The 23473-nt window shown below is 67.8% G+C and carries 23 protein-coding genes; 11 read left to right on the plus strand and 12 right to left on the minus strand.

Annotated features, from left to right (window positions below; genetic code table 11):
• Positions 1-3: 3 nt before the first annotated feature.
• The 5 genes from H7U20_RS22530 to H7U20_RS22550 form a co-directional block, all read right to left on the minus strand.
• Entirely contained in the window at positions 4-378 is a 375-nt protein-coding gene (locus H7U20_RS22530) for a LiaF transmembrane domain-containing protein (protein WP_199761379.1), read from the minus strand.
• Positions 379-625: 247 nt separating this feature from the next.
• The gene (locus H7U20_RS22535; protein ID WP_193616304.1) at positions 626-787 is read right to left on the minus strand and encodes a hypothetical protein; all 162 of its coding nucleotides are present in this window, start codon (positions 785-787) and stop codon (positions 626-628) included.
• Between the two features lie 174 nt (positions 788-961).
• Positions 962-1843 (minus strand): LysR substrate-binding domain-containing protein, encoded by an 882-nt coding sequence (locus H7U20_RS22540; protein ID WP_199761380.1) that lies wholly within the window; start codon positions 1841-1843, stop codon positions 962-964.
• A 36-nt stretch (positions 1844-1879) separates the two neighbouring features.
• The gene (gene trhA / locus H7U20_RS22545; protein WP_199761381.1) at positions 1880-2497 is read right to left on the minus strand and encodes a PAQR family membrane homeostasis protein TrhA; all 618 of its coding nucleotides are present in this window, start codon (positions 2495-2497) and stop codon (positions 1880-1882) included.
• 106 nt (positions 2498-2603) lie between these two features.
• Positions 2604-3008 (minus strand): hypothetical protein, encoded by a 405-nt coding sequence (locus H7U20_RS22550; RefSeq protein WP_199761382.1) that lies wholly within the window; start codon positions 3006-3008, stop codon positions 2604-2606.
• Positions 3009-3154: 146 nt separating this feature from the next.
• On the opposite strand from H7U20_RS22550, the gene H7U20_RS22555 reads away from it, so the two are divergent.
• The 7 genes from H7U20_RS22555 (at position 3155) to H7U20_RS22585 (ending at position 11395) form a co-directional block, all read left to right on the plus strand.
• A complete protein-coding gene (locus H7U20_RS22555; RefSeq protein WP_233411021.1) occupies positions 3155-4246 on the plus strand; it encodes a patatin-like phospholipase domain-containing protein in 1092 nt (363 codons plus the stop codon).
• Between the two features lie 225 nt (positions 4247-4471).
• Positions 4472-5020 carry an FxDxF family PEP-CTERM protein gene (locus H7U20_RS22560; protein ID WP_199761383.1) on the plus strand — a complete coding sequence of 183 codons (549 nt, stop codon included), beginning with the start codon at positions 4472-4474 and terminating at the stop codon, positions 5018-5020.
• 297 nt (positions 5021-5317) lie between these two features.
• On the plus strand, positions 5318-7108 hold the full coding sequence (locus tag H7U20_RS22565; protein ID WP_199761384.1) for a methyl-accepting chemotaxis protein: 1791 nt from the start codon (positions 5318-5320) through the stop codon (positions 7106-7108).
• Between the two features lie 66 nt (positions 7109-7174).
• A complete protein-coding gene (gene cysC, locus H7U20_RS22570) occupies positions 7175-7834 on the plus strand; it encodes an adenylyl-sulfate kinase (protein ID WP_199761385.1) in 660 nt (219 codons plus the stop codon).
• 3 nt (positions 7835-7837) lie between these two features.
• Complete coding sequence (locus H7U20_RS22575; protein WP_199761386.1) at positions 7838-8875, plus strand: hypothetical protein; 1038 nt, start codon at positions 7838-7840, stop codon at positions 8873-8875.
• Positions 8865-10220: a chromate efflux transporter gene (gene chrA, locus H7U20_RS22580; RefSeq protein ID WP_199761387.1), complete on the plus strand. Its 1356-nt coding sequence runs from the start codon at positions 8865-8867 to the stop codon at positions 10218-10220. Before H7U20_RS22575 ends, chrA begins: the two co-directional genes overlap by 11 nt.
• A 50-nt stretch (positions 10221-10270) precedes the next feature.
• Entirely contained in the window at positions 10271-11395 is a 1125-nt protein-coding gene (locus H7U20_RS22585) for a sulfotransferase family protein (RefSeq protein WP_199761584.1), read from the plus strand.
• 111 nt (positions 11396-11506) lie between these two features.
• Here H7U20_RS22585 and H7U20_RS22590 read toward each other — a convergent pair whose 3' ends face one another.
• A complete protein-coding gene (locus tag H7U20_RS22590) occupies positions 11507-11848 on the minus strand; it encodes a hypothetical protein (protein ID WP_199761388.1) in 342 nt (113 codons plus the stop codon).
• 323 nt (positions 11849-12171) lie between these two features.
• On the opposite strand from H7U20_RS22590, the gene H7U20_RS22595 reads away from it, so the two are divergent.
• Positions 12172-13212 (plus strand): type II asparaginase, encoded by a 1041-nt coding sequence (locus H7U20_RS22595; protein ID WP_233411022.1) that lies wholly within the window; start codon positions 12172-12174, stop codon positions 13210-13212.
• Positions 13213-13269: 57 nt separating this feature from the next.
• On the opposite strand, the gene H7U20_RS22600 is transcribed toward H7U20_RS22595, so the two are convergent.
• Positions 13270-14676, minus strand: a complete 1407-nt coding sequence (locus H7U20_RS22600; RefSeq protein WP_199761390.1) for a hypothetical protein — start codon at positions 14674-14676, stop codon at positions 13270-13272.
• Between the two features lie 414 nt (positions 14677-15090).
• Between H7U20_RS22600 and H7U20_RS22605 the strand changes: the two genes are divergently transcribed.
• Positions 15091-16569, plus strand: a complete 1479-nt coding sequence (locus tag H7U20_RS22605) for an aldehyde dehydrogenase family protein (RefSeq protein WP_199761391.1) — start codon at positions 15091-15093, stop codon at positions 16567-16569.
• Between the two features lie 7 nt (positions 16570-16576).
• On the opposite strand, the gene H7U20_RS22610 is transcribed toward H7U20_RS22605, so the two are convergent.
• The 4 genes from H7U20_RS22610 to H7U20_RS22625 form a co-directional block, all read right to left on the minus strand.
• Positions 16577-17704: an ABC transporter ATP-binding protein gene (locus H7U20_RS22610; RefSeq protein ID WP_199761392.1), complete on the minus strand. Its 1128-nt coding sequence runs from the start codon at positions 17702-17704 to the stop codon at positions 16577-16579.
• Positions 17705-17763: 59 nt separating this feature from the next.
• Positions 17764-18618 (minus strand): carbohydrate ABC transporter permease, encoded by an 855-nt coding sequence (locus H7U20_RS22615; protein WP_199761393.1) that lies wholly within the window; start codon positions 18616-18618, stop codon positions 17764-17766.
• Between the two features lie 10 nt (positions 18619-18628).
• Complete coding sequence (locus H7U20_RS22620) at positions 18629-19555, minus strand: carbohydrate ABC transporter permease (protein WP_370593222.1); 927 nt, start codon at positions 19553-19555, stop codon at positions 18629-18631.
• A 199-nt stretch (positions 19556-19754) separates the two neighbouring features.
• A complete protein-coding gene (locus H7U20_RS22625) occupies positions 19755-21005 on the minus strand; it encodes an ABC transporter substrate-binding protein (RefSeq protein WP_199761394.1) in 1251 nt (416 codons plus the stop codon).
• Between the two features lie 419 nt (positions 21006-21424).
• Here H7U20_RS22625 and H7U20_RS22630 point away from each other — a divergent pair, with 419 nt between their 5' ends.
• Together H7U20_RS22630 and H7U20_RS22635 are read left to right on the plus strand one after the other, a co-directional pair.
• Positions 21425-22408 carry a 2-dehydropantoate 2-reductase gene (locus H7U20_RS22630; protein ID WP_199761395.1) on the plus strand — a complete coding sequence of 328 codons (984 nt, stop codon included), beginning with the start codon at positions 21425-21427 and terminating at the stop codon, positions 22406-22408.
• Between the two features lie 57 nt (positions 22409-22465).
• Positions 22466-22732 (plus strand): putative signal transducing protein, encoded by a 267-nt coding sequence (locus H7U20_RS22635; protein ID WP_199761396.1) that lies wholly within the window; start codon positions 22466-22468, stop codon positions 22730-22732.
• 16 nt (positions 22733-22748) lie between these two features.
• On the opposite strand, the gene H7U20_RS22640 is transcribed toward H7U20_RS22635, so the two are convergent.
• A partial coding sequence (locus tag H7U20_RS22640) for a copper resistance D family protein (protein WP_199761397.1) occupies positions 22749-23473 on the minus strand: 725 nt, incomplete at its 5' end.

Raw genomic sequence — 23473 nt, forward strand, 5'->3', positions numbered from 1 at the left:
ATATCAGTGCTCCTTGTTCGAATTGAAGTAGTCGTTCAGCAGCGGCCGCAGCACCAGTCCGAGGCCCCAGGCGATCAACAACGCCGGCCAGCTGTCGTGGAAGCCCAGGCCCCAGACGTGCTCGTAGGAGACGTACCACCAGGCGGCGAAGAAGATCTTCCACAGGCCGCCGAGGAACAGCCGGGGCGAGGACGGCGGCAGCATGTCGCTGATGCCGAAGGCCACCAGCAGCCACGGCCAGTAGTGCCAGACGCGGCGCGGGTCGAAGTCGAGTTCCAGCAGTTCGGCGCGGTCGAGCAGCACCAGCACGCCGAACACGATCAGCAGCATGCCCCACAATAGTTGATTGCGCCAGTCCTGGCTTGTCACGTCTTTCATCTCGCTCCCCTGTTGAAGATGGCATGAGCGTGAAGATACCCGCCGCGCGCGCCGGGCGGAAGGGCTTTTCGGTGAATGACGGATGGCGGCCGGCGAATGGCGCGCGGATCGGCCAACGGCGCCGGGCTTGGGCGCGGGTGGCGGGTCTGGCGGGTCTGGCGGGGGTGGCGGCGGCGCGGAGCCAGAAAAAAGCCCGCGCGCGGCGGGCTTGTCGGTATTGGTATGGGGATGGGGATGGCTAGCGTTGTCAGCGGCCGCCGCCGGCGCAGATGCGCGGCTCCATCAGCAGCATGCCCCAGCCCAGCTGACGGCGGATCTCCTCCGGCGTCGGCGGCGGCTTGGCGTCGTGATTGCGCCGTTCGAGATAGGCGCGGACCAGGTACTTCGATGGGTGGGTAGTCTGTGCCATGATGTCCTCGCTAGGCTGACGTCGTCGAAATTGGTGCCGGTACTTGAGGCTACCGGCTAACCTGCCAATCCGCCGCGGCCCCGTTGTGGCGGGTGGCGCGCGTCGATCACGCAAGGCCATCTTAGCGCCGCGCCGCCGGGTTTTCTGTTCGCTGACGCACAATGGCGCGGCGTCTCACAATTTCTGCTGCAGGAACTCGAGGAAGCAGCTGATCCGTTGCGACAACTGGGTGTTGCGGTAGTAGACGGCGTGGATCTGCTGGCGGTAGCCGCTGTTGAAGCTGGCCAGCAGCGGCACCAGGCGGCCGGCCTTGATGTCGGCGCGGGTCATGAAGTCGGCCAGGCAGACGATGCCCTGGCCGGCCAGGGCCAGCTGGCGCAAGGTCTCGCCGCTGGAGGCGGCCAGCGCCGGCGTCACCTGCAGGCTGTTGCCGTCGTCGTGGCGCAGCGGCCAGGCGTTGCCCAGTTCGTAGTGGCTGAAGCCGAGCAGACTGTGGCCGGCCAATTGCTCGGGCATCTTCGGCGTGCCGTGGCGGCGCAGATAATCGGGGCTGGCCAGCACGTGCAGCGCGCTCGAGCTGAGCGCGCGGGCGTGCAGGGTCGAATCGCTCAGCGCGCCGATGCGGATGGCGATGTCGGTGCGGTGCTCGATCAGGTCGGCGATCTGGTCGTTGCTGCTCAGCTCCAGGCGGATGTCCGGATACAGGGCGCGGAACTCGGCCACGTGCGGCACCACGCAGTGCAGCATGAAGGGCGAGGCGGCGTCGACGCTGAGGCGGCCGGCCGGCTTCTGCCGGCGGATGCGGATGGTCTCCTCGGCCAGCTCCATGGCGCCGAGGATGGCGCGCGACTGCTGCAGGAACAGCTCGCCCTCCTCGGTCAACTCCATGCGCCGGGTGGTGCGGGTCAGCAGCGAGGTGGCCAGCTTGTCCTCCAGCCGCGACAGGGCGCGGCTGACGCCCGAGGTGGTCTGGCCCAGATGCACCGAGGCGGCGCTCAAGGTGCCGCTGTCGACTACGGTAACAAAAATCTTTAAATCGTCTGAATTGATATCCACTATGGTCCTGGGTGCGCGCAAGCGCGCCGATAAGCGTCAGGCCACATACAGCAGTACCGCGCCGAAATGGCAGATGCTGCCTCCGAGCACGAACAAATGCCACACACCGTGGCCATGACGCAATTTGTGATCGGTGGCATAAAAAACGATGCCACCCGTGTACAACACGCCGCCGGCGGCCAACCAAAGGAAGCCGTTCCAGCTCAGCGCCGCGATCAGGGGCCGGGCGCCGATCACGGCCAGCCAACCCATCATCACATAAATCAATAGCGACAGCAGGCGCGCGCCGCGCGCGTACCAGACCTCCTGCGCGATGCCGACCAGCGCCAGCGTCCACACCACGCCGAACAACCACCAGCCCCAGGGGCCGCGCAAGCTCACCAGCGTGAACGGCGTGTAGCTGCCGGCGATCAGCAAATAGATCGCGCAGTAGTCCAGCGTGCGCCAAAAGTCCTTGGCCGGGCCGCGCAGGCTGTGGTACAGCGTCGAGGTCAAATACAACGCCAGCAAGGTGGCGGCGTAGATGCTGAAGCTGACCATCTTCCAGACGTCGCCGCTGCGCGCCGCCAGCACGATCAGCAAAACCCCGCCGACCGCCGCCAGCGCCGCGCCGACCGTGTGGGTGATACTGTTGAAGCGCTCTCCGTAATACATATTCCATCCAACGCACCATCCTAGGCGCCCATGGCGGCGGCAGGTTGCGCGCTCACCCGGCCATTGTATGCCGCATTGGCGGCCGCCGGGAATGGCGCGCCGGCGCCTACTTGGACTTCTGCTTCGAACCGATGTTGTCGATATCGTTGCCGATCGAGCGCGCCGCCGCCAGCACCACCAGCAGCACGGCGCCGCCGATCAGGCCGGCCGTCTTGCCGGGATCGACGTGGCTGCGCTCGATGCGCTCGATCTGGCCGAAGGCGATGCGGCGCTGCTGGCCGTCGACCGAGCCGCGCAGCGCGTCGGCCTCGATGGCGGCCAGTTTGAAGTCCAGCTTCTTGCCGTCGCGGCCGACGATCAGCAGGCTCTCGCCGACCGTCAGGCCGTCGGCCGGCCGCGCCGCCACCGACTTGACCGCGTCCTCGCCGTCGGCCACCACGCGCATCGTGGTGCAGGCGCTCATGGCCACGCACAGCAGCAGCGCGGCGGACTTCCTCAACAGACCATGCATCGTGTTTTCCCTCATTGCATAATATCCAATAATAGCATGCAGATATGTTGAGCTTGGGAAATGTTACAACATTGCTCTTAAGATAATTATATGTTGGCGGTGCAATGCCGGCCGCCGCCCCGCCCGGGCTGTGGTATGTTGTCGTGATGATTCAAGCAAATAAATACCAGCGCTGCATGGTGATGGCCGGCGGCGGTTCACGTTTCGGCATCTATCTGGGCATGTACGCGGCGGCCTGCCAGGCCGGCCGCGCCCCCGACCTCCTGTTGGCCAGCTGCGGCAGCGCCATCGCCGCCACCATCATCCGCAACCTGCCCGACGACGCGCAGCGGCGCGCCTGGCTCAGCTCGCCGCAGATGTACCGCTTCTGGTGCGACGTCAAGTCGGCCCGCCACACCGGCCTGGTCGGCACGCTGCTGCGCGCCGCCAAGCGCAAGCTCAATCCCGGCCGCGCCCCCACCATCCCCGACCTGTTCAGCGACTACCTGTTCGAGATGCCGCATAAGCTGCCCTTCCCGCCCGAACCGGCGGCGCCGGCGGCGGTCGACGTCGCCATCATCGCCGGCCGCCTGCTGTTCGAGCCGGCCGAGGTGGGCCAGCCGCGCGGCGGCCGCAAGCTGTTCGCCGAGACGGTGTTCTGTCCGCCGCGCGCGGCCGCGCTGCTGCACGGCCTGGAGGCGCCGCTGAGCGATCCGCGCTGGGGCCAGCACGCCGTCGCCCGCACCCTGCTGACCGACAGCACGGCGCCGCTGAGCGAGGCGGCGCGCATCTCGATCGCCGACATGATCTACTTCCCCTGCCAACGCTATGCCGGCCACCACTACATCGGCGGCGTGCTCGACCTGTTCCCGATCGAGCTGGCGCGCCACTTGGGCGAGGAAGTGATGATGGAGTTCAAGGAGGCCTTCGACCAGACCTTCGCCATCCCCGCCTGGCGCGCCGTGCTGGGCCTGGACGGCAACCACCGCCTGCGCTACGTCAACGGCCAGCGCGCCGAGGTGCGCATCGACACCTCCGACGTCTCGCGCGCGCTGGCACGCGAGCCGGTGCGGCAGAAGCTGGTCTGGCGCCACAACCGCATCCGGCTCGACATGCCGCACAGCTACGACGAATTCGTCGCCACCATGGAGCAGCAATGGCAGTACGGCTACGAGCGCGGCATGGAGGCTTTCGGCCGCCCGGCCGGCCAGCCGGCGGCGATCCGCAACGCCACCCGCCACAGCCGCGCGCTGCTTTAATCAACAACTCCGCGATTGAGGACACTTGCGTCGCACTAGCGTTGCGGTGGCACAACCCGGCGCCGGCGCCGGGTTGTTTTTTTTACAGCACCTGATACATTGGCAAGGTTGGAAAACACACTACTTTGCTGCGCCTGACGGCGGACATCCCCCCTATCCTGTCCCGCGCCGGCCGGCGTCGTTTCTCCGCTTGAACCACATTTCTCGCATATAAGGAGCAACAACATGAAGCACATCCGCCTTCCCCGCCTCGCCGCCCTGCTGCTGGCCGCCGGCCTGTTGGCAGGCAACGCCCAGGCCGACCCGCTGATCTTCGACACGGCCGGCAACGCCACCTTCTCCGCCCTGCACGCCGCCCCGGGCGGCTATGTCGACGAGTTCCTGTTCTCCGTCGATCCCGAACTGTTGGGATGGGCCAGCGGCACCGCCGCCGTCGGCAAGACCTGGATCGCGCCGGACCGCCTGGCCAACTACGGCATCAGCGGCATCACCTTCTTCCGCGTCAACCTGGACAACAGCCACACCACTCTGTTGTCGATCTTCAACGGCGGCACGGCGATCGAGTTCTATCCGGCCGCCCCGCTGGCCGCCGGCAACTACGGTTTCACCGTCAACGGCGCCACCGCGCTGGCCGCCCGCGGCGGCTCCTACGCCGGCAACCTGAGCCTGGTGACGGCGCCGGTGCCCGAACCGGCCGGCTTCCTGATGTTGTCGATCGGCATAGGCCTGCTCGGCCTGCGCAGCCGCGGCAAAGCCGACAACAAGGTGGGCTGAGCAATATCGGCCGCCGCCGCCCCCCCCCGGCGCGGCCGGCGGCGGGCCGGTGATGCCGAGCAGCAACACTGCCATTCTGCAAGTCACATGTCCTCATAGCGAACTCGTCAACAAGCGCCGCGCATGTGACTATTGAATACAATCTGACTCATTCAATCCACTACTATCCAAACAGACATTTCCTTTCGCGAATTGTTTTTGTTCGTTTGAACTGCGCAGTGGAGCCGCCCCGGACCCCTTCCCGGACGGCAGTGGCGGCCGAGGCCGCCCCGGCCATCGCGCTCCACGGAGGTATGTATGAAACTGCAGAACATGAGCGTCGCTTCCCGGCTCGGCATCGGTTTCGGTCTGGTGGCCCTGCTGCTGATGGTGGTGATCGGACTGGGCTTGTCGAGCATGGGCCAGATCCAGGACCGCATGGACGAGATCACCAAGGTCAACGATGTCGAGACGCGCCTGGCCGGCACCATGGACCTGACCGTCACCGAGCGCGCGCTGGCGCTGCGCAACCTGATCCTGCTGAAGGAAGCCAACGAGGTGCAGATCGAGGTCAAGCGCCTGGCCGAGCAGGAGAAGAAGTACAACACCGCGCAAGACCAGTTGGGGCAGATGTTCGGCACCCTGGCCGGCACCTCGAACGAGGAAAAAAACCTGCTTGAACAGATCAAACAGCAGGCCCTGCTGGCCGCGCCGTTCACCGCGCGCGCCGCCGGCCTGGCCCTTGACGGCAAGCAGGACGAGGCCTACAAGGTGCTGCGCTTCGAGTTCCGTCCGGTGCAGAAGAAATGGTGGGAGCTGCTGCGCCAGCTGCGCGAGGTCGAGGAGAAACAGAACGCCGACGGCACCGCCGCCGCCGCCGAGGCCTACGCCGGCGCCCGCTCGCTGATGCTGATCATCGGCTCGCTGGCCCTGCTGGCCAGCGTCGCGGCGGCCTGGCTGATCACCCGCGGCATCGTCAAGGAACTTGGCTGCGAGCCCGGCGAGGCCGCCGCCATCGCCGGCCAGATCGCCGCCGGCAACCTGGCCACGCGCATCGACACCAAACCGGGCGACCAGCACAGCCTGCTGGCCGCCATGGCCTCGATGCGCGACAGCCTGGCGCTGATCGTCAGCCAGGTCCACGTCAGCACCGACACCATCGCCACCGCCGCCGGCCAGATCGCCTCGGGCAATATGGACCTGTCGGCGCGCACCGAGCAACAGGCCAGCACGCTGGAGCAGACCGCCTCGTCGATGGAGGAGCTGACCTCGACCGTGCGGCTCAATTCGGACAGCGCGCGCCAGGCCAACGGCCTGGCCGTCTCCGCCTCGGACGTGGCGCTCAAGGGCGGCGCCGTGGTGGCCCAGGTGGTCGACACCATGGCCGCCATCGACATCTCGGCGCGCAAGATCGTCGACATCATCGGCGTCATCGACGGCATCGCCTTCCAGACGAATATTTTGGCGCTGAACGCGGCGGTCGAGGCGGCGCGCGCCGGCGAGCAGGGCCGTGGCTTCGCCGTGGTCGCCACCGAGGTGCGCAACCTGGCCCAGCGCAGCGCCGCCGCCGCCAAGGAAATCAAGACCCTGATCGGCGATTCGGTCGACAAGGTCGAGGCCGGCAACAAGCTGGTCGAACAGGCCGGCTCGACCATGCACGAGGTGGTCGACAGCGTGCGCCGCGTCACCGAGATCATGTCCGAGATCATGTCGGCCAGCCAGGAGCAATCGTCCGGCATCGAACAGATCAACATCGCCGTCACCCACATGGACACGGTGACCCAGCAGAACGCCGCCCTGGTCGAGGAGGCCGCCGCCGCCGCCCAGGCGCTGCAGGACCAGGCCAACAGCCTGACCGAGGTGGTCAGCGTGTTCCGCATCGAAAGCCAGTCCGGCCGCGCGCTGATGCCGCAGCCGGCCGCGCTGGCCCAGCCGCGCCCGGCGGCGCGCCCCGAGTTCCGTGCCGAATCGCGCCCGGCGCGCGCGCCGGCCCGGCCGCCGGCCGTCGCCGCCCCCGCCGCCTCGGCACGGCGCCAGCCGGCCCTGTCCGGCGAGGCCGCCGCGCGCCGTCCGACGGCGCCGTCCGACGCCGAGTGGGAAGAGTTTTAAGCCGGCCGGCCTAGCCGCCACCATCCACCAGCGAACGGCGCCGCGACGGCGCCGCAAGGGAGAAGCATGAGCACGCTCAAGCAACGCGAAGCGCCGGCGCCCGACCTGCCGAGCGCCGACCAGCCGGCCGCAGTCTGCGCGCCGAACATCTTTTGGCACCCGGGCAAGGTGTCGGCGGCGGCGCGCAGCCGCCAGGCCGGCCAGCGCGGCGCCACCGTCTGGTTGACCGGCCTGAGCGGGGCCGGCAAGTCGACCCTGGCTTGCGAGCTGGAGAAGATGCTGATCGACGCCGGCCGCGCCGCCTACGTGCTCGACGGCGACAACCTGCGCCACCACCTCAACCGCGACCTCGGCTTTTCGCCGCAAGACCGGCAGGAAAACATCCGCCGCAGCGCCGAAGTGGCGCGCCTGATGAACGACGCCGGCCTGATCGTCATCGCCGCCTTCATCTCGCCGCTGCGCCAGGACCGCGCCATGGCCTGCGGCATCATCGGCGCGGACAACTTCATCGAGACCTACGTCAGCACGCCCTGCCAGGTGTGCGAGGAGCGCGACCCCAAGGGCCTGTACGCCAAGGCCCGCGCCGGCCTGATCGCCGAGTTCACCGGCATCTCGGCGCCCTACGAGGTGCCGCTCTACCCCGCCGTGGTGCTCGACACCGACTGCCTGACGCTGCAACAGTCCAGCCGCCTGCTGTTCCAACACCTGGCGCAGCGCCGCAACTAGACCATGCGCCGCGACGTCCCCCCCAGCGGCCGGCCGGCGCCGAGCCGCCGCGTCGACGTCTTCAACGGCGACGCCGACGGCATCTGCGCGCTGCACCAGTTGCGCCTGGCCGCGCCGGCCGAGTCCGAGCTGGTCACCGGCGTCAAGCGCGACATCGCCCTGCTCGAACGCTTGTCGGCGCAGCTCAGCGAGAGCGACTGCGCCGGCGCCGAGCTGCTGGTGCTCGACATCTCGCTCGACGCCAACGCCGCGCCGCTGCGCCGCCTGCTGGCGGCCGGCGCCAGGGTCGACTACTTCGACCACCACGCCGCCGCGCAAGCCTTCGCCCACCCCGGCCTGCGCCTGTTCTGGGACGACTGTCCGGACTGCTGCAGCAGCATCCTGGTCGACCGCCACCTGGACGGCCGCTACCGGCCCTGGGCGGTGGCGGCCGCCTTCGGCGACAACCTGGCGGCGCCGGCGCGCGCGCTGGCCGCCCGCGCCGGCCTGGACGGCGCCGCCGTCGCCGCGCTGGAACAACTCGGCCAGGTGCTCAACTACAACGCCTACGGCGACTGCGTGGCCGACCTGCACATCGCCCCCGAGCGGCTGTACCGCGCCGTCAGCCCCTACGCCGACCCGCTCGCCTTCATCGCCGACAGCCCCTGCCACGCCCTGCTGCTCGACGGCTACCGGGCCGACTGCGCCCGCCTGCAGGGCTTGCGGCCGCATTGGCAGCGGCCCGGCGGCGCCGTCTACCTGCTGCCGCCGGCGCCCTGGGCGCGGCGCGTCAGCGGCGTGCTGGCCAACCGCCTGGCGGCAGCCGGCGACGCCGCCTCCTTCGCCATCCTCAGCTGCCACGCCGACGGCCACTACGTCGTCAGCGTGCGCTCCGGCGCGCCGGCCGAGCGCAGCGCCCACGGCCTGTGCGAACAATTCCCCGGCGGCGGCGGACGCAAGGCCGCCGGCGGCATCAACCACCTGCCGGCCGCCGAGCTCGATCGCTTCATCGAACAATTCCGCCGCTACTTCGCCCTGCCCGAGCAGCACCATGGGCATTAGCGAAGAGCTGCGCCTGGCGCCGCCGGCCGCGCCCGAGCAGCGGCCGGAGCTGCCGGGCAAGCCGGGCGCCGCGCCGCTCCCGCCCGTGTCGCTGCGCACGCTGGCCCTGCTGTTCCTGCGCATCGGCTGCAGCAGCGTCGGCGGCTTCATGGCGATGGTCGCCGTGACCCAGCAGATGGTGGTCGACAAGCGCCGCCTGCTGCCCGCCGAGGACCTGCTCGACGGCCTGGCGCTGGCCTCGGTGATGCCCGGTCCGGTCGCCATCAACGTCGTCGCCTACGTCGGCTACCGGCTGCGCGGCGTCGCCGGCGCCATCGTCTGCATGCTGTGCGCCGTGCTGCCGGCCTTCGTCTGGGTCACCACCCTGGGCCTGCTGTACTTCCGCTACGGCAGCATGGACGCCGTGCGCACCGTCTTCCTCGGCGTCACGCCGGCCATCACCGCCGTGGTGCTGGCCTCGGCCTGCCGGCTCTGGCGCGGCGCCGTACGCGACGGGCGCCAGGCCGCGCTGGCGCTGGGCGCGGCGGCGCTGCTGACGGCGCTGCCGGGACTGCCGAGCACGCTGCTGGTGCTGCTGGTGGCGGCCTGGACCGGCTGGAAATATCCGCGCCCGGGCACGCCGAACAACGCCGACGCGGCGGGATTGGCCGGCCGCGGCATGGCCACGCCCGCCGCCGGCGCGACGCCAACCGTCCACTTAGCGTCCCTGGACAGCGGCGCGCGCATCGGCCACCACCGGCGGGCGCGCCGGCCGGCCCGGCACCACGCCGCCCTGCTGGCCGCGCTGGGCCTGCCGGCGGCGGCGCTGGCCCTGCTGGCCGCCAACAACGCCATCCTGTTCACCCTGCTGTGCAGCTTCGCCGGCATGAGCCTGCTGACCTTCGGCGGCGGCTACGTCTTCATCCCGCTGTTGCAGCACACCGTGGTCGACGGCTACGGCTGGCTCAGCCAGCGCGAGTTCATCGACGGCATCGCCCTGACCCAACTCAGCCCCGGCCCGGTGATGATCAGCTCCGCCTTCGTCGGCCTGAAGGTGGCCGGCCTGGCCGGCGCGGCCGCCGCCAGCGCCGGCATGTTCGTCCCCAGCGCGGCGCTGATGCTGGCCGCCAGCGGCATGGTCGAGCGGCTGCGCCATTCGGCGCCGGCGCAGGCCGCGCTGGCCGGCGTGCGCGCGGCGCTGGCCGGCATGGTGTTCGGCGCCGCCGTCACCATCGGCCGCATGGCCGCGCCCAACTGGCTGTCGCTGGCGCTGTGCGCCGCCGCCCTGCTGGCCCTGCTGCGCTGGCGCGTCGACGCCGCCTGGGTGGTGGCCGCCGCCGCGCTGATCGGCTGGCTGGCGTTTTAAGCATCGAAGCAAACAGATTTTTTTCAGACCGGTACGACCAGGAGACCATGATGAGCACCACCCCCAACCCCGCCCCCGCCGACAGCAAACGCCCGCATCCGGTGATGATGATCCCGCTGCGCCGCTGCGGCAGCCACGCGCTGCGCCTGCGCTTGAACCTGTCGCCGCAGTTCTACTCGCCCTACCCGCTGCACATCGTCGATCTGATGCCGATCCTGCCGCTGTACGGCGACCTGCAGGACGACCGCGCCTATTTCCGCCTGGTGGTCGACGTGGTCGGCCTGCAGGCGGTCAGCATGGTCAAGTGGCAGCAGGTGGTGTTCGATCCGGTCGAGATCTTCGAGTCCATCCGCCACCAGCCGCGCAGCGTGCACCGGGTGGTGTGGGAACTGCTGTTGCGCGCCGGCGAGCGCCAGGGCGCGCGCGTGGTGATGGACAAATCGCTCGACAGCGTGCACTACGCCGACGAGCTGATGCGGCTGCTGCCGGACATGTTGTTCGTCAACGTGGTGCGCGACCCGCGCGCCCAGGTGGCGTCGATGAACCGCGCCATCATCCACGACTTCGACACCCTGCTCAACACCCGCACCTGGCTGGCCGCCCACCGCGCCGCCGACGCCGTGATGCGCCACTATCCGCGCCGCGTGCTGACGATACGCTACGAGGATTTCCTCTCCAACCAGGAGGCCACGCTGCGCACGCTGTGCGATTTCATGGGCATCGATTTCCTGCCGCAGATGCTCGACGTCGGCAACTCGGTCGAAGCGCAGCAGATCGCCCAGTTGTCGGCGCTGTGGTCGTCCAACTGCTACGCGCCGATCGCCGCCCACGCCGACAAGTTCAAGCATCAGTTGTCCGGCGAGGAGATCCGCGTCATCGAAACGCTGACCCGCGACTACATGCAGCGCTACGGCTACACCTTGATGACCGAGGCCGATGCCAGCGTGACCGACAGCCACCAGGGCGAGGCCCTGCAGCGCTCCGCCGCCGGCCGCAGCCAAGCCTGGCACGACATCGAGCAAAATAACTTCCGCGACTTCGTGCTGCGCCGCTGCCGCGCCGACTATCTGGCCCAGGTCCGCGCGCGGCTGGAGGCCCATGCCGGCGGCGGCGGCAGTGGCGCCGCCGCCGCGCTCGACGCGCTCGACCCGGCCACCTTCGAGATCAGCGACTAGGGCCGGCGCAGCAGCCCAAATTCCTCATTGCGCAGCGGCGCCGCGCCGCGCCGGCGGGCATCCATGGCGGACGGGCGCCCGCCCGCGCGGCAACCACCTGGCGGCTGGCGCTCAGCGGCACAACTGGGCCCAGGAGGCCTCGAACTCGGCCGGCACCACGTCCTGCGCCAGCAACGTCAGGTCGCGCGCCACCGCGATGTAGCGCTGGAAACCGATGTAGGCGCCGAAGGCGTCCTTGGCGTTGACCTCGCCGCAAGGGGCGCCCTTCTTGCCGATGAACTGGTTGCGGAACTGGGCCGAGGCCGGTTCCAGCACTTTTTCCTTCACATACTTCTCGCCCAGGCTGGTCAGGGTGGCCGCCTCATCGCGCTGCTTTTGCGCCGCCGACTTGCCGCAGCCGGCCACGCCACAGGAAATGACCGCCGCCAGCAGCAACGCAATTCCTTTGTCCATAGGATCTTTCAAAAAAGTGAAAAGCGGCCCCGTCCGTCCCGCCGCGCCGCCCCGGCGGTATTGCCCTGGCGGCCAAAATGATACTCAAATGCAATTGTAGCCGATTGCGCAATAATTTACCGCGCGCCGCGCGCGGCCGCGCCGTCCGCACGCCACTGAGCCGGGGGTGCCGCAAAAGCCACAAAAAATGTGCACGCAGCGTGCTTTTTTCGTGCCGGCGGCCCGGCCCCGGCGTAGATTTGTTACCATCCTTACCCAAAGTTTAACTAGGAGATCGCATGCTGCACCACAAACCCGCACAATTCGTCACCGCCGTGGCCACCATGTTCGTGCTGTTCACGAGCAACGTCCACGCCGAGGCCGCCGCGCCCAAGCTGGGCAACGTCACCATCCTGGCCACCGGCGGCACCATCGCCGGCACCGGCGCCAGCAGCACCACCACCATCGGCTACACCGCCGCCACGGTGGGCGTCGAGCGTCTGATCCAGGCCGTGCCGGAACTGGCCAAGGTGGCCAATGTGACGGGTGAGCAAGTATTCCAGATCGCCAGCGAAAACATGAGCAACGAGCATTGGCTGACCCTGGCCAAGCGCGTCAACACCCTGCTGGCGCAGAACAACGTCGACGGCATCGTCATCACCCACGGCACCGACACGCTGGAAGAGACCGCCTACTTCCTCGACCTCGTGGTCAAGAGCAAGAAGCCGGTCGTGCTGGTCGGCGCCATGCGCCCGTCCACCGCGCTGTCGGCCGACGGCCCGCTGAACCTGTACAACGCCGTGCTGCTGGCCGCCAGCCCCGACGCCGTCGGCAAGGGCGTGCTGGTCGCCATGAACGACCAGATCCACGCCGCCCGCGACGTGTCGAAAACCAATACCTCGACCCCGGACAGCTTCAAGACCACCGAACTGGGCATGCTCGGCTACATCCAGGGCAACAAGCCCTACTTCTACCATGTGTCCAGCCGCAAGCACACGATCGATACCGAATTTGATATCAGCAACCTGCAATCCCTGCCGCAAGTCGATATCGTCTACGGCTACGCCAACATGGGTCCGGCCGCGCTGAACGCCTTCATCGCCGGCGGCGCCAAGGGCATCGTCCACGCCGGCGTCGGCGACGGCAGCCTGGCCCAGAAGGTCGTGCCATCGCTGAGCGCGGCGCGCAAACAAGGCACCGTGATCGTCCGCGCCAGCCGCGTCGGCCAGGGCATCGTGGCGCGCAACGGCGAAGCCAACGACGACGAACTCGACTTCGTCGCCGCCGACACGCTGAACCCGCAGAAGGCCCGCATCCTGCTGATGCTGGCGCTGACCAAGACCAGCAGCAGCAAGGAAATCCAGCGCATGTTCTACACCTACTGATCGTAGGCGTGGCAACGGCGGCGCGGGCCGGCCCGCGCCGCCGTCGGCAAGCTCACGCTACAGCGTGCGCAAGAAGGCGACCAGGTCGCCTTTTTCTTTGTCGCTCAGTTTGGTTTCCAGGATCAGATTGAAGAACTCCACCGAGTCCTCCAGGGTCAGCAGGCGGCCGTCGTGCAGATACGGCGGCGACTCCTTGATGCCGCGCAACGGGAAGGTCTTGATCGGCCCGTCGGCCGAGGCCATGATGCCGTTGATCAGGCGCGGCTTGTAGAAACGCTCCGCCTTCAGGTTGTGCATCAAATTGTCCGTGTAGTAAGGCGGCGCGTGGCAGGTGACACATTGCCCCTTGCCGAAGAAGATGGTCTGGCCGCGCAGCTCGCTCTCGCTGGCCTTCTTCGGATCGAGCTTGCCCATCACCGTCAGCTTGGGCGCCGGCGGAAAGTCCAAAATCTCCTGCACCTCGGCCATGAAATGCACCTGGCTGCCCCGCTCCAGCACGTTGACACCCTTCTTGGTGGCGATCACCGGATCGCCGTCGAAGTAGGCGGCGCGCTGCTCGAACTCGGTGAAATCCTCCACCGTCTTGAGCGCCCGTTGCGAGCCGAACAGGCGCTGGATGTTGACCCCGCGCAGGCTCGGCGTCTCGATGCGGTGGCGGAACTCCTGCGGCCGGATGTCGCCCACCAAATGGGTGGCGCCGTTGCTGTGGCCGTTGGCGTGGCAGTCGAAGCAGGCCACGCCACGGCTTGGCCGCTCGCTGCGCCGGTCCTCGGTCTGGTTGAACTGCTGCTGCGGGAACGGCGTCAGCAGCAAGCGCAGGCCCTCGATCTGCTTGGGGTTGAGCACGCCGTTGAACATCTCGTAGTAGTTGTCGATGCTCAGCAGCTTGCCCTGCGACACGTCGCCCAGGTCGGGCCGCGTGGTCAGGAAGATCGGCGCCGGGAACTCCGGCAGGAAATGGTCGGGCAGGTCGAAGTCCAGGTCGAAACGGGTCAAATCGCGCCCCTCCTGCCGCTTGATCTCCTCGATCTGGAAGTGCGGGAACAGCATGCCGCCCTCGGCCTGGTGCGGATGCGGCAGCGGCAGCAGGCCGAGCGGGAACAGGTCGCGCTCGCGCACCTGCTCGGGCGTCAGCGCCGCCAACTGCTCCCACGTCGTGCCGCGCGGCAGGCGCACGCGCACGCCGCCCTGCACCGGCTTGCCACGGAACATGGTCACGCCGCTGGGCCGGTCGCCCAGGTCGTAGCGCTCGGCCAGCAATTCCTGCTGCCGCCGCATCAGGCCGGCGCGCGCCGCCTTCATGCGCGCCAACGTGACGGCGAAGTCCTCGTGGATCACCACCGGGCTGTAGCTCGACGGCTTGCCCGGCTTGGCGGCCGCGACCTCCTGCGTGCGCACCAGCGCCGGCGCCAGCGCGACCAGCGCGGTGACGGCCACCGCCAGTGCGGTTTTTGCAAATTTCATGTGCCTCTCCTTGTCCGATTGAGATAAACCACCATTCATTAAAGCAGACCAGTCCACCCACTCCCCCCTTAAGGGCACTTCGAAAAACCACCAAATTGTCGTTCCCGCGTAGGCGGGAACCCATGCTGAGCCAATGGACATGCGGGGTATAGATTCCCGCCTGCGCGGCGCTCCGCCGATGCGGAACGACGGTTTTTCGAGGTGCCCTTAAGCCGGCCGCCGTTGTGCCAGCACAAACGCCAGCGCGGCGGCCAGCGCGCCAGCCACCGCAATGGTCATCGCAATGGCCATTCCAGTGGCCCTGCCTGGGCCGTTGGCGCCGGGCGGGTAGCGCCGTGCAAATTAGAGCAACCATGTAAAAATAGCACGGGCGGTCATGCTAGGCTAGCTGATCCAATACGAAGGGAAAACTTTATGAAAGAACAACAACAGCCGCTGCTAGCCTTGCATCCGCATAGCCACGGCGAGGCCGATCGGCACTTGATCGAGCAAGCCTTCGCGGCCCAGCGCGCCACCGCGCTGCGCTGGCGCGGCTCCGGCGCGGCCGAGCGCATCGCCCGCATCAAGCGCCTGCGCGACGCCATGCTGAGCCGCCGCGCGGCGCTCTACAGCGCCTTCGCCCAGGACTACCACAAGCCGGCCGCCGAGGTCGAGGCCTCCGAGCTGCTGCCGGTGATGGAGGAGATCCGCCAGGTGCTGGGCGCGCTGAAGCGCTGGATGAAGCCGCGCCGGCCCTGGCCGACCACCACCATGCTGGGCACCTACGCCTCGGTGCAGTGCCAGCCGCGCGGCCGCGTGCTGATCATCGCGCCGTGGAACTATCCGCTGAGCCTGTGCTTCGGCCCGCTGGTCTCGGCCCTGGCCGCCGGCAACACGATCATCATCAAGCCGTCGGAGATGACGCCGGCGGTCTCGGCGGTGATGGCCGAGATCATCGCCGCCGTCTTCCCGCCGGACGAGGTGGCGCTGTTCCAGGGCAGCCAGCCGACCTCGCAGGCCCTGCTCGACCTGCCCTTCGACCACATCTTCTTCACCGGCTCGCCCAACGTCGGCAAGTTGGTGATGGCCGCCGCCGCGCGCCACCTGAGCAGCGTCACGCTGGAGCTGGGCGGCAAGTCGCCGACCATCGTCGACCAGAGCGCCGACCTCAAGCTGGCGGCCGAGACCATCATGTGGGGCAAGTTCCTCAACAACGGCCAAACCTGCGTGGCGCCCGACCACGTCTACGTCCACGCCTCGGTCAAGGAGGCCTTCGTCGCGGCCTGCAACGCCGTGCTGGCGGCGCGCTACGGCGCCAGCGCGGCCGAGCAGAAGCGCAGCCCCGACCTGACCCGCATCGTCAACCGCCGCCACACCGCGCGCCTCGCCGAACTGCTCAACGACGCGCTGGCGGGCGGCGCCGTGCTGCGCGGCGGCGGCGAGGTCGACCTGCAAGACTGCTACATCGCCCCCACCCTGCTCGATCAGATTCCAGCGGACGCCGCCATCATGCGCGAGGAAATCTTCGGCCCGCTGCTGCCGATCATCGCCTACGACTCGCTCGACGAGGTCATCGCCACCATCAACGCCGGACCGAAGCCGCTGGCCCTGTATGTGTGGAGCAAGCGCCAGGCGCATATCGACCAGGTCTTGCAGCAGACCAGCTCGGGCGGCGCCTGCGTCAACCACTGTGTCGCCCACTTCGCCCACGGCAACCTGCCCTTCGGCGGCGTCAACAATTCGGGCATCGGCAACGCCCACGGCGAGTACGGCTTCAAGACCTTCTCGCACGAGCGCGGCGTGTTGCGCGCCTCGCCGCTGATGCTCATCAAGCTGTTCTTCCCGCCCTACACGAAGAACCGCAATCGGCTGATCCGCAAGATCGTCGACCTGCTGCGCCTGCCGATGTTGTAGGCCGGACTCAGGCGTCGCGGCTGGTCGCCACCATGTTGCCGGGACGCAGGCGGCGGGCGGCGCGGCCGTCGGCGTCGAACAGGTGGAAGGCCCGGCTGTCGGCCGTGAAGGCCAGCGGCTGGCCCAGCCGCAGCGCCAGATTGGCGTCGCTGCGGATCACCACGTCGCGGCCGTCGGCCATCGTCAGGTAGACGTAGTTGGTCTCGCCCAAATGCTCGACCACGCTGACCGTGCCGGCGAAGCGCTCGCCGGCCTGGCCGTCCGCCAGCGCGTGCTCGGCGCGCAGGCCCAGGCTGACCGCGTCGCCGGCGCGCAGGCCGCCGCCGTCGACCAGCGCGCGCGCCTGGCCGCCCTGCTCCAGCGCCACCAGCACGCCGTCCGCCGCCGCCTCGAGCACCTTGCCGTCGAAAAAATTCATCGTCGGCGCGCCGATGAAGCCGGCGACGAAACGGTTGGCCGGCTGCTGATACAGCTCCAGCGGCGAGCCGGCCTGCTGCACGCGGCCCTCGTGCATGACGACGATCTTGTCGCCCAGGGTCATCGCCTCGACCTGGTCGTGGGTGACGTAGACGGTGGTGGCGCCGAGCTGGCGCTGCAGCTTGGCGATCTCCAGCCGGGTCTGCACGCGCAAGGCCGCGTCCAGGTTCGACAGCGGCTCGTCGAACAGAAACAGTTGCGGCTCGCGCACGATGGCGCGGCCGATCGCCACGCGCTGCCGCTGGCCGCCGGACAACTCGCGCGGCAAGCGCTCGAGCAGATGGGCGATCTTCAAAATCTCCGCCGCCTTGTGCACCCGCGCCGCGATGGCGGCCTTGCCCTCGCCCGCCACCTTCAAGCCGAAGGCCATGTTCTTGAACACCGTCATGTGCGGATACAGCGCGTAGCTCTGGAACACCATGGCGATGCCGCGCTCGGCCGGCGGCAGATGGTTGACCTCGCGCCCGGCGATCAACATGCTGCCGCCGCTGATACGCTCCAGTCCGCACAACATGCGCAGCAGGGTCGACTTGCCGCAACCCGACGGCCCGACCAGCACGACGAACTCGCCGTGGGCGATGTCCAGATCGATGCCGGCCAACACGTCGGTCTTGCCGTCATACGATTTACGCAATTGCCTCAGACTCACGCTAGCCATCTTGCCTTCCTTATCTTGTCGCTGCCTTGAATTACTTGAATTGAATTACTTGACTTGAATTACTTGACCGCGCCGGCGGTCAAGCCACGGATCAACTGGCGCGAAAAAATCGCATACATCAACAGCATCGGCAGCACCGCCAGCGACAAGGCCGCCAACACCGAGTTCCAGTCCGTCGCGTACTGGCCGATGAACTGCTGCACGCCCAGGGTGACGGTCTGGGTCTGCTCGGACGGCGCCAGGATCAAGGGGAACCACAGGTCGTTCCAGGCCGGGATCATGGTGAACACGGCGACCGTGGCGATGGCCGGCCGGATCAAGGGCAGGATCACCTGGAAGAAGATCTTGAACTCGCCGACGCCGTCGCAGCGCGCCGCGTCCTTCAGCTCGCCCGGCACCTGGCGCATGAACTCGGTGAGTATCATCACCGCCAGCGGCAAGCCTTGCGCGGTGTACACCAGCACCAGCGCCAGCAAGGTGTTGGTCAGCCCCAGCGCCACCATCAGTTCGAGGATGGACACCGTGCCCAGGCGGATCGGAATCATGATGCCCAGCGCCAGGAACAAGGCCAGCGGCCGCTGCCCACGGAAGGTATATTCCGACAAGGCCCAGGCCGCCATCGCGCCGAACAACACGATCATCAGCAGCGAGCCCAGGGTGACCACCAGGCTGTTGCCGTAGAACAGAAGGAAGTTGGTCGCCGACAGCACCTTCTGGAAGCCGACCAGCGACAAGGTGGCCGCGCTGGGCAGCGCCAGCGGATCGTCGAAGATGGCGGCGCGCGTCTTGAGCGAGTTGATCAGGATCAGCGCGATGGGAAACAACGCCAGCGCGGTGTAGGCCAGCAGCACCACGTGCACGGCCAGCCGGCCCAGATCCGGCCGCAGCAAGGTTGCGTTGGACGAGGATTTCATGGCGCCCCCTTCACAGCGCGTAGCGGCTCAGGCGCCGCTGCACGCCGACAAAATAGGCGCCGACGCCGAGCAGGATCACCAGGAACATCAAGGTGGCCACCGCCGCGCCCATATTGGCGTTGCCGACCTGGGCCTGGTAGCCGAAGAAGGTGCGGTAGAACAAGGTGCCGAGGATGTCGGACGCATAGTTGGGACCGGCCAGCGCGCCTTTCACCGAATAGATCAGGTCGAAGGCGTTGAAGTTGGCGACGAAGGTCAGGATGGTCACCAGCCCCAGCGTGGGATAGATCAGCGGCAGCTTGATGTCCCAGAAGATGCGCAAGGCGCCGGCGCCCTCGACGTGGGCCGCCTCGACGATCTCCTCCGGCACCGCCAGCAGCGCCGCGTAGATCAGCATGGTGGGAATGCCGATGTACTGCCACACCGAAATCAGCGCCAGCGTGGCCAGCGCCGAGCTCTCCTGCCCCAGCCACGGTTGGAACAGGCCGGCCGCGCCGACCGTGTCCAGCAGCCGCTCGCCGACGCCCCACAGCGGCGACAGGATCAGCTGCCAGATGAAGCCGATGATCACCACCGACAACAAGGTCGGCAGGAAAATCAAGGTGCGGTAGGTGCGCGCGGCGCGCAGCCCCTTCAGGCTGAACAAGGTGGCCAGCAGCAGGCCGATTGGATTTTGCAGCAACATGTGGATGGCGAAGAATAGCAGGTTGTTGCGCATCGCGTTCCAGAACGCCGCCGACCATTCCGGGTCGAACAGCACGGTGCGGAAATTGGCCAGGCCGGTGAAGCTCTGCCGGCCGGCGTCGTCGCTGCTAAAGAAACCCTGGCGCAGCGTGTCGGCCAGCGGCAGCGCGCTGAACAGCGCATAGATCAGCACGGCGGGGGCCAAAAAGGCCAGCAGTTGCCAGCGGCCGATATTGTGCTCGACTGATTTCACACGGATCTCCGATATTTAAGGCGCCGGCGGCTAACAAACCACCCAAAGGCAAGGAGCCGGGGTCGGACCCCGCGGGTCCGACCCCAGATTGCGCCCGTGGGGTTCGCCAGCATCCCCGGCACCTTGGAATCTTGGAAAAAAATGCCGACGCCAGGGCGGCGCCGGCACAACAAACGCCGAGGAGGAGGAGGCGTTTTCTCTATTGCGGTGGCTTATACCACTTGGCAAATCCGTTTTGCAGCCGGGCCGCCGCGTCCTTCGGCGCCAGCTTGCCGTTCAACACCTGGGCGTTGATGTTCCACAGCTCGTTCTCCATGCTCGGCTGGCCCCGGTTGAGCACCTGCGAGTTGACCCGGATGGTCGAGGCGCAACTGGCGCGCCAGTCGATCATCTGCTTGGCCAGCGGATCGCGCACCGTGATCGCATGCTTGGACAGCGAGAAGAAGCCGGTGACCCGGTTGGTGTAGATGTCGGCGAACTCGGCCGAGCCGACCCAGCTCAGGAAGGTGTAGGCGTCGGCCTTGTTCTTCGAGCGCGTGTTGACGCCCATGCCGATATCCATGTGGTCGGAGATGTAGCACTTGTCGGTGGCGCGCTTGACCGGCGGCGGGAAGGCGCCCAGCTCCAGGGCCGGCGTCTGGTTGAAGTAGGAGATGTCCCAGGAACCGGTCGGATAAATCGCCGCCCGCCCCAGCGCGAACTGGTTCTGGCTGTCGCCGTAGGTCTGCGCGCTGGCGCCCTTGGCCAGGTAGGTGCCCAGCTTGGCCTCGTACTCCAGCGCGCCGACGAAGGCCGGATCGGTGAATTTGGCCTTGCCGGCGATCAGCGACATGCGGCCGTCCTCGCCATGCCAGTAGTTCGGCCCGATGTTGGTGAAGACGATCTGGCTGGACTCCCACTGGTCGGCCGTGCCCAGCGCCAGCGGCGCGATGTTGCCGGTCTTCTTGATGGCGTCGAGCACGCCGAAGAACTCGGCCTCGGTCTTGGGCGGCTGCAGATTGAGCTGCTTGAAGATTTTCTTGTTGTAGAAGAAGCCGTGGATCACCGAGGCGATCGGCATGCAGAAGGTGTCCTTGGCGTCGTCGGTCTGCCAGGCCAGCAAGGCGACGTTGGGGAAGTTCTGCATGCCCGGCTTGCCGTCGAGCTTGTCCAAATGGCCCTTCTTGAACAAGGCCAGCGAGACGTCGAAGGGGCGGCAGGCCATCAGGTCGCCGGCGGTGCCGCCGGCCAGCCGGGCCGCCAGCGAGGAGTCGTATTCGGTCGGCGCGGTCGGCGAAAACTTGACCTTGATGCCGGGATGGGTTTTTTCGAAGGCGGGAATCAGCACCGTCTCCCACAAGGCCTTGTCGTCGACCCGCCAACTTTCGATCAGCAGGTTGCCGGCGCGGGCGGCGCCGGCGGACAACAACGTCAACAGCAGGGCATGGCCCAGGGTCCGGTGCAACTTCATGACTTGTCTCCTTGTATTGAAACGCGGATCGCTTCTCTGTCGGAAGCGTCGCCTGAGGTCGGCGTGTTTTTGAATCGTAACACCGAAACTTGGCAAATTCGCTAGATTTCTTTATCACAAAGTCGTGGCTTACAATTCTTTACGCGCAAGTGGTATTAGCCGCGCCACAACAGGGTTTGCCGCCCCCGGACCGGTTCTCCGCCCGTCGCGCCAAGCAACACTTCGCAAGATATCCTTACGTAAAGTTACATTCGTCGCGGCGGCGGCGGCAATACCATGATTGCGCCGCCGTGGCCGTTCGCCGGATCGACGCACTTGGGCACATTTCCACGACGTTGACGATTTGTCACTCATGACACTTGAATCGGCGCCGCTTCGCAGGCAATATCGCCACTCTTAACCAGCTGGGGAGTCACAACATGAAGGTATGCATCATCGGCGCCGGCGCCATCGGCGGATTTCTCGGTGCCCGGCTGGCGGCGGCCGGCGCCTGCGAAGTGAGCGCACTGGCGCGCGGCGCCACCCTGGCCGCCCTGCGCGCGCACGGCTGGCGCCTGCAACAAAACGGCGCCCTGCTGCAAGTGCCGGCCCGCGCCGCCGAGCGGGCCGCCGAACTGGGCCCGCAGGATCTGGTGATCATCGCCGTCAAGGGGCCGGCGCTGGCCTCCGTCGCCGCCGACATCGCCCCCCTGCTCGGCCCGCAAACCATCGTGCTGCCGGCCATGAACGGCGTGCCCTGGTGGTTCGGCAGCGGCATTGAGGCGCTCGGCGAGGCCCCGCTCGACAGCGTCGACGCGGGCGGCCGCGCGGCGGCGGCGATTCCCCTTGCGGCCGTGCTCGGCTGCGTGGTGCACGCCAGCACCGCCACCACCGAACCGGGCGTGGTGGCGCACAAGATGGGCCAGGGCCTGATCATCGGCGAACCGGCCGGCGGCGAGTCGGCGCGGGCGCGGGCGGTGTGCGAGCTGTTCCGCCATGCCGGCTTCGACGTCACGCTGTCGCCACGGATACGCTACGACATCTGGTACAAGCTGTGGGGCAATATGACGATCAACCCCGTCTCGGCCATGACCGGCGCCACCACCGACCGCCTGCAGGACGACGAGCTGGTGCGCAACTTCTGCTCCGCCGCCATGCGCGAGGCCGCCGCCGTCGGCGAGCGCATCGGCTGCGCCGTGCTGCAAACGCCGGAGGAGCGCCACCTGGTCACGCGCAAGCTGGGCGGCTTCCGCACCTCGATGTTGCAGGACGTCGAAGCCGGCCGCGCCATCGAGCTCGACAGCATCGTCGGCGCCGTGCGCGAGATCGGCCAGCGCGTCGGCGTCGCCACGCCCAACATCGACGCCCTGTTCGGCCTGGCCCGTTTGTTCGCGCGCGGACGGGGCCTGTATCCGGCCGCTTAGGAGTATGCTGGGCGGGTGCCGGCGTCGGTGCAATGTCAGCAGCCAATCGGAGACCCCATGGACAACGATTTTCGCCTGGTAGCACGGCGCCTGGTGCCGACGGACGCCCATGTCCTGCGCGGTTGTCTGGTGGCGGCCGGCATCCGCGCCGTCGTCACCGACGATCAGCATACCCAGGCCAACCTCCTGCTCGCCCCGGCCATCGGCGGCGCGCGGGTGCTGGTGCCCGAGGCCGATTTGGCATTGGCGCGCGAAATCCTCGCCGCCTTCGAGCGTGGCGACCTGGCGCTGCCGGATGACGCCGACTTCGGCGCGGCCGGCTGAAGCGGCGAGCCGGAATCTACAGCGCGGTCGGCGGCTGCTGCGAAGTCAGCAGCGCGGCGGCGAGCAGCACCGCCAACAACAGCAATGCCTCCATCCTCAGCACCGTGCGCACCAAGCGCAGGCCCCGTTCCGAGCGCGCGGCGGCGGGCAGTCCGACCAACTTGTTGTAGCCGCCCAGCGCCACCGCCAACCCAACCAAGCCAAGCTTGGCCAACAACGTCAGTCCGTAGGCGGTGTGCAGCAGATTCCCGCCCGTGCCCACCCGATGCCAGCCGCTATAGACGCCGGTGGCGGCGATCACCACCAGCGCCAGCACCGCCGCCTGCGACATCCGCTCCAGATAGCGCGCCGTGCGCCCGCCGTCCGCCGCCGCGCCGGCCAGCCGCGCGCCGTTGAAGACGAAACAAGCCGACAGCAAGACCACGCCGGTCCACAGCGCGATCGCCGCCAGATGCAGCGACTCGGCCGCCAGCGGCAGACTCCAGAAACCGGCCTCGCCGGCGTGCCCCATCGTGGCGCGCGTGTAGGCGAACACGGCCAGCGACAACACCACAGCCGCCTCGCCAAGCAGCCCGGCGCCGCCCATTCCGCGCAGCACCAGCAACACCGCCATGACGACGATGGTGACGCAGCCGGCGTGGCCGTGGTCGGTGGTGGTGAGCATCGTCCAGAACATGCCGGACGCCTCGTCCAGCGGCAGGCCGCTCATCACGGCGGTCGACGCCCACAGCGCCGCCACGC

This window comes from Rugamonas violacea, from assembly GCF_016461825.1.
GTDB lineage: Bacteria > Pseudomonadota > Gammaproteobacteria > Burkholderiales > Burkholderiaceae_D > Rugamonas.

Coding starts and splice junctions, on each gene's coding strand:
- H7U20_RS22635 (WP_199761396.1), top strand. CDS start 22,466: ATGGACAACGATTTTCGCCTGGTAGCACGGCGCCTGGTGCCGACGGAC.
- H7U20_RS22590 (WP_199761388.1), bottom strand. CDS start 11,848: ATGGACAAAGGAATTGCGTTGCTGCTGGCGGCGGTCATTTCCTGTGGC.
- H7U20_RS22595 (WP_233411022.1), top strand. CDS start 12,172: ATGTTCGTGCTGTTCACGAGCAACGTCCACGCCGAGGCCGCCGCGCCC.
- H7U20_RS22550 (WP_199761382.1), bottom strand. CDS start 3,008: ATGCATGGTCTGTTGAGGAAGTCCGCCGCGCTGCTGCTGTGCGTGGCC.
- H7U20_RS22565 (WP_199761384.1), top strand. CDS start 5,318: ATGAAACTGCAGAACATGAGCGTCGCTTCCCGGCTCGGCATCGGTTTC.
- chrA (WP_199761387.1), top strand. CDS start 8,865: ATGGGCATTAGCGAAGAGCTGCGCCTGGCGCCGCCGGCCGCGCCCGAG.
- H7U20_RS22555 (WP_233411021.1), top strand. CDS start 3,155: ATGATTCAAGCAAATAAATACCAGCGCTGCATGGTGATGGCCGGCGGC.
- H7U20_RS22560 (WP_199761383.1), top strand. CDS start 4,472: ATGAAGCACATCCGCCTTCCCCGCCTCGCCGCCCTGCTGCTGGCCGCC.
- H7U20_RS22535 (WP_193616304.1), bottom strand. CDS start 787: ATGGCACAGACTACCCACCCATCGAAGTACCTGGTCCGCGCCTATCTC.
- H7U20_RS22605 (WP_199761391.1), top strand. CDS start 15,091: ATGAAAGAACAACAACAGCCGCTGCTAGCCTTGCATCCGCATAGCCAC.
- H7U20_RS22575 (WP_199761386.1), top strand. CDS start 7,838: ATGCGCCGCGACGTCCCCCCCAGCGGCCGGCCGGCGCCGAGCCGCCGC.
- H7U20_RS22530 (WP_199761379.1), bottom strand. CDS start 378: ATGAAAGACGTGACAAGCCAGGACTGGCGCAATCAACTATTGTGGGGC.
- cysC (WP_199761385.1), top strand. CDS start 7,175: ATGAGCACGCTCAAGCAACGCGAAGCGCCGGCGCCCGACCTGCCGAGC.
- H7U20_RS22610 (WP_199761392.1), bottom strand. CDS start 17,704: ATGGCTAGCGTGAGTCTGAGGCAATTGCGTAAATCGTATGACGGCAAG.
- H7U20_RS22625 (WP_199761394.1), bottom strand. CDS start 21,005: ATGAAGTTGCACCGGACCCTGGGCCATGCCCTGCTGTTGACGTTGTTG.
- H7U20_RS22630 (WP_199761395.1), top strand. CDS start 21,425: ATGAAGGTATGCATCATCGGCGCCGGCGCCATCGGCGGATTTCTCGGT.
- H7U20_RS22600 (WP_199761390.1), bottom strand. CDS start 14,676: ATGAAATTTGCAAAAACCGCACTGGCGGTGGCCGTCACCGCGCTGGTC.
- trhA (WP_199761381.1), bottom strand. CDS start 2,497: ATGTATTACGGAGAGCGCTTCAACAGTATCACCCACACGGTCGGCGCG.
- H7U20_RS22615 (WP_199761393.1), bottom strand. CDS start 18,618: ATGAAATCCTCGTCCAACGCAACCTTGCTGCGGCCGGATCTGGGCCGG.
- H7U20_RS22585 (WP_199761584.1), top strand. CDS start 10,271: ATGAGCACCACCCCCAACCCCGCCCCCGCCGACAGCAAACGCCCGCAT.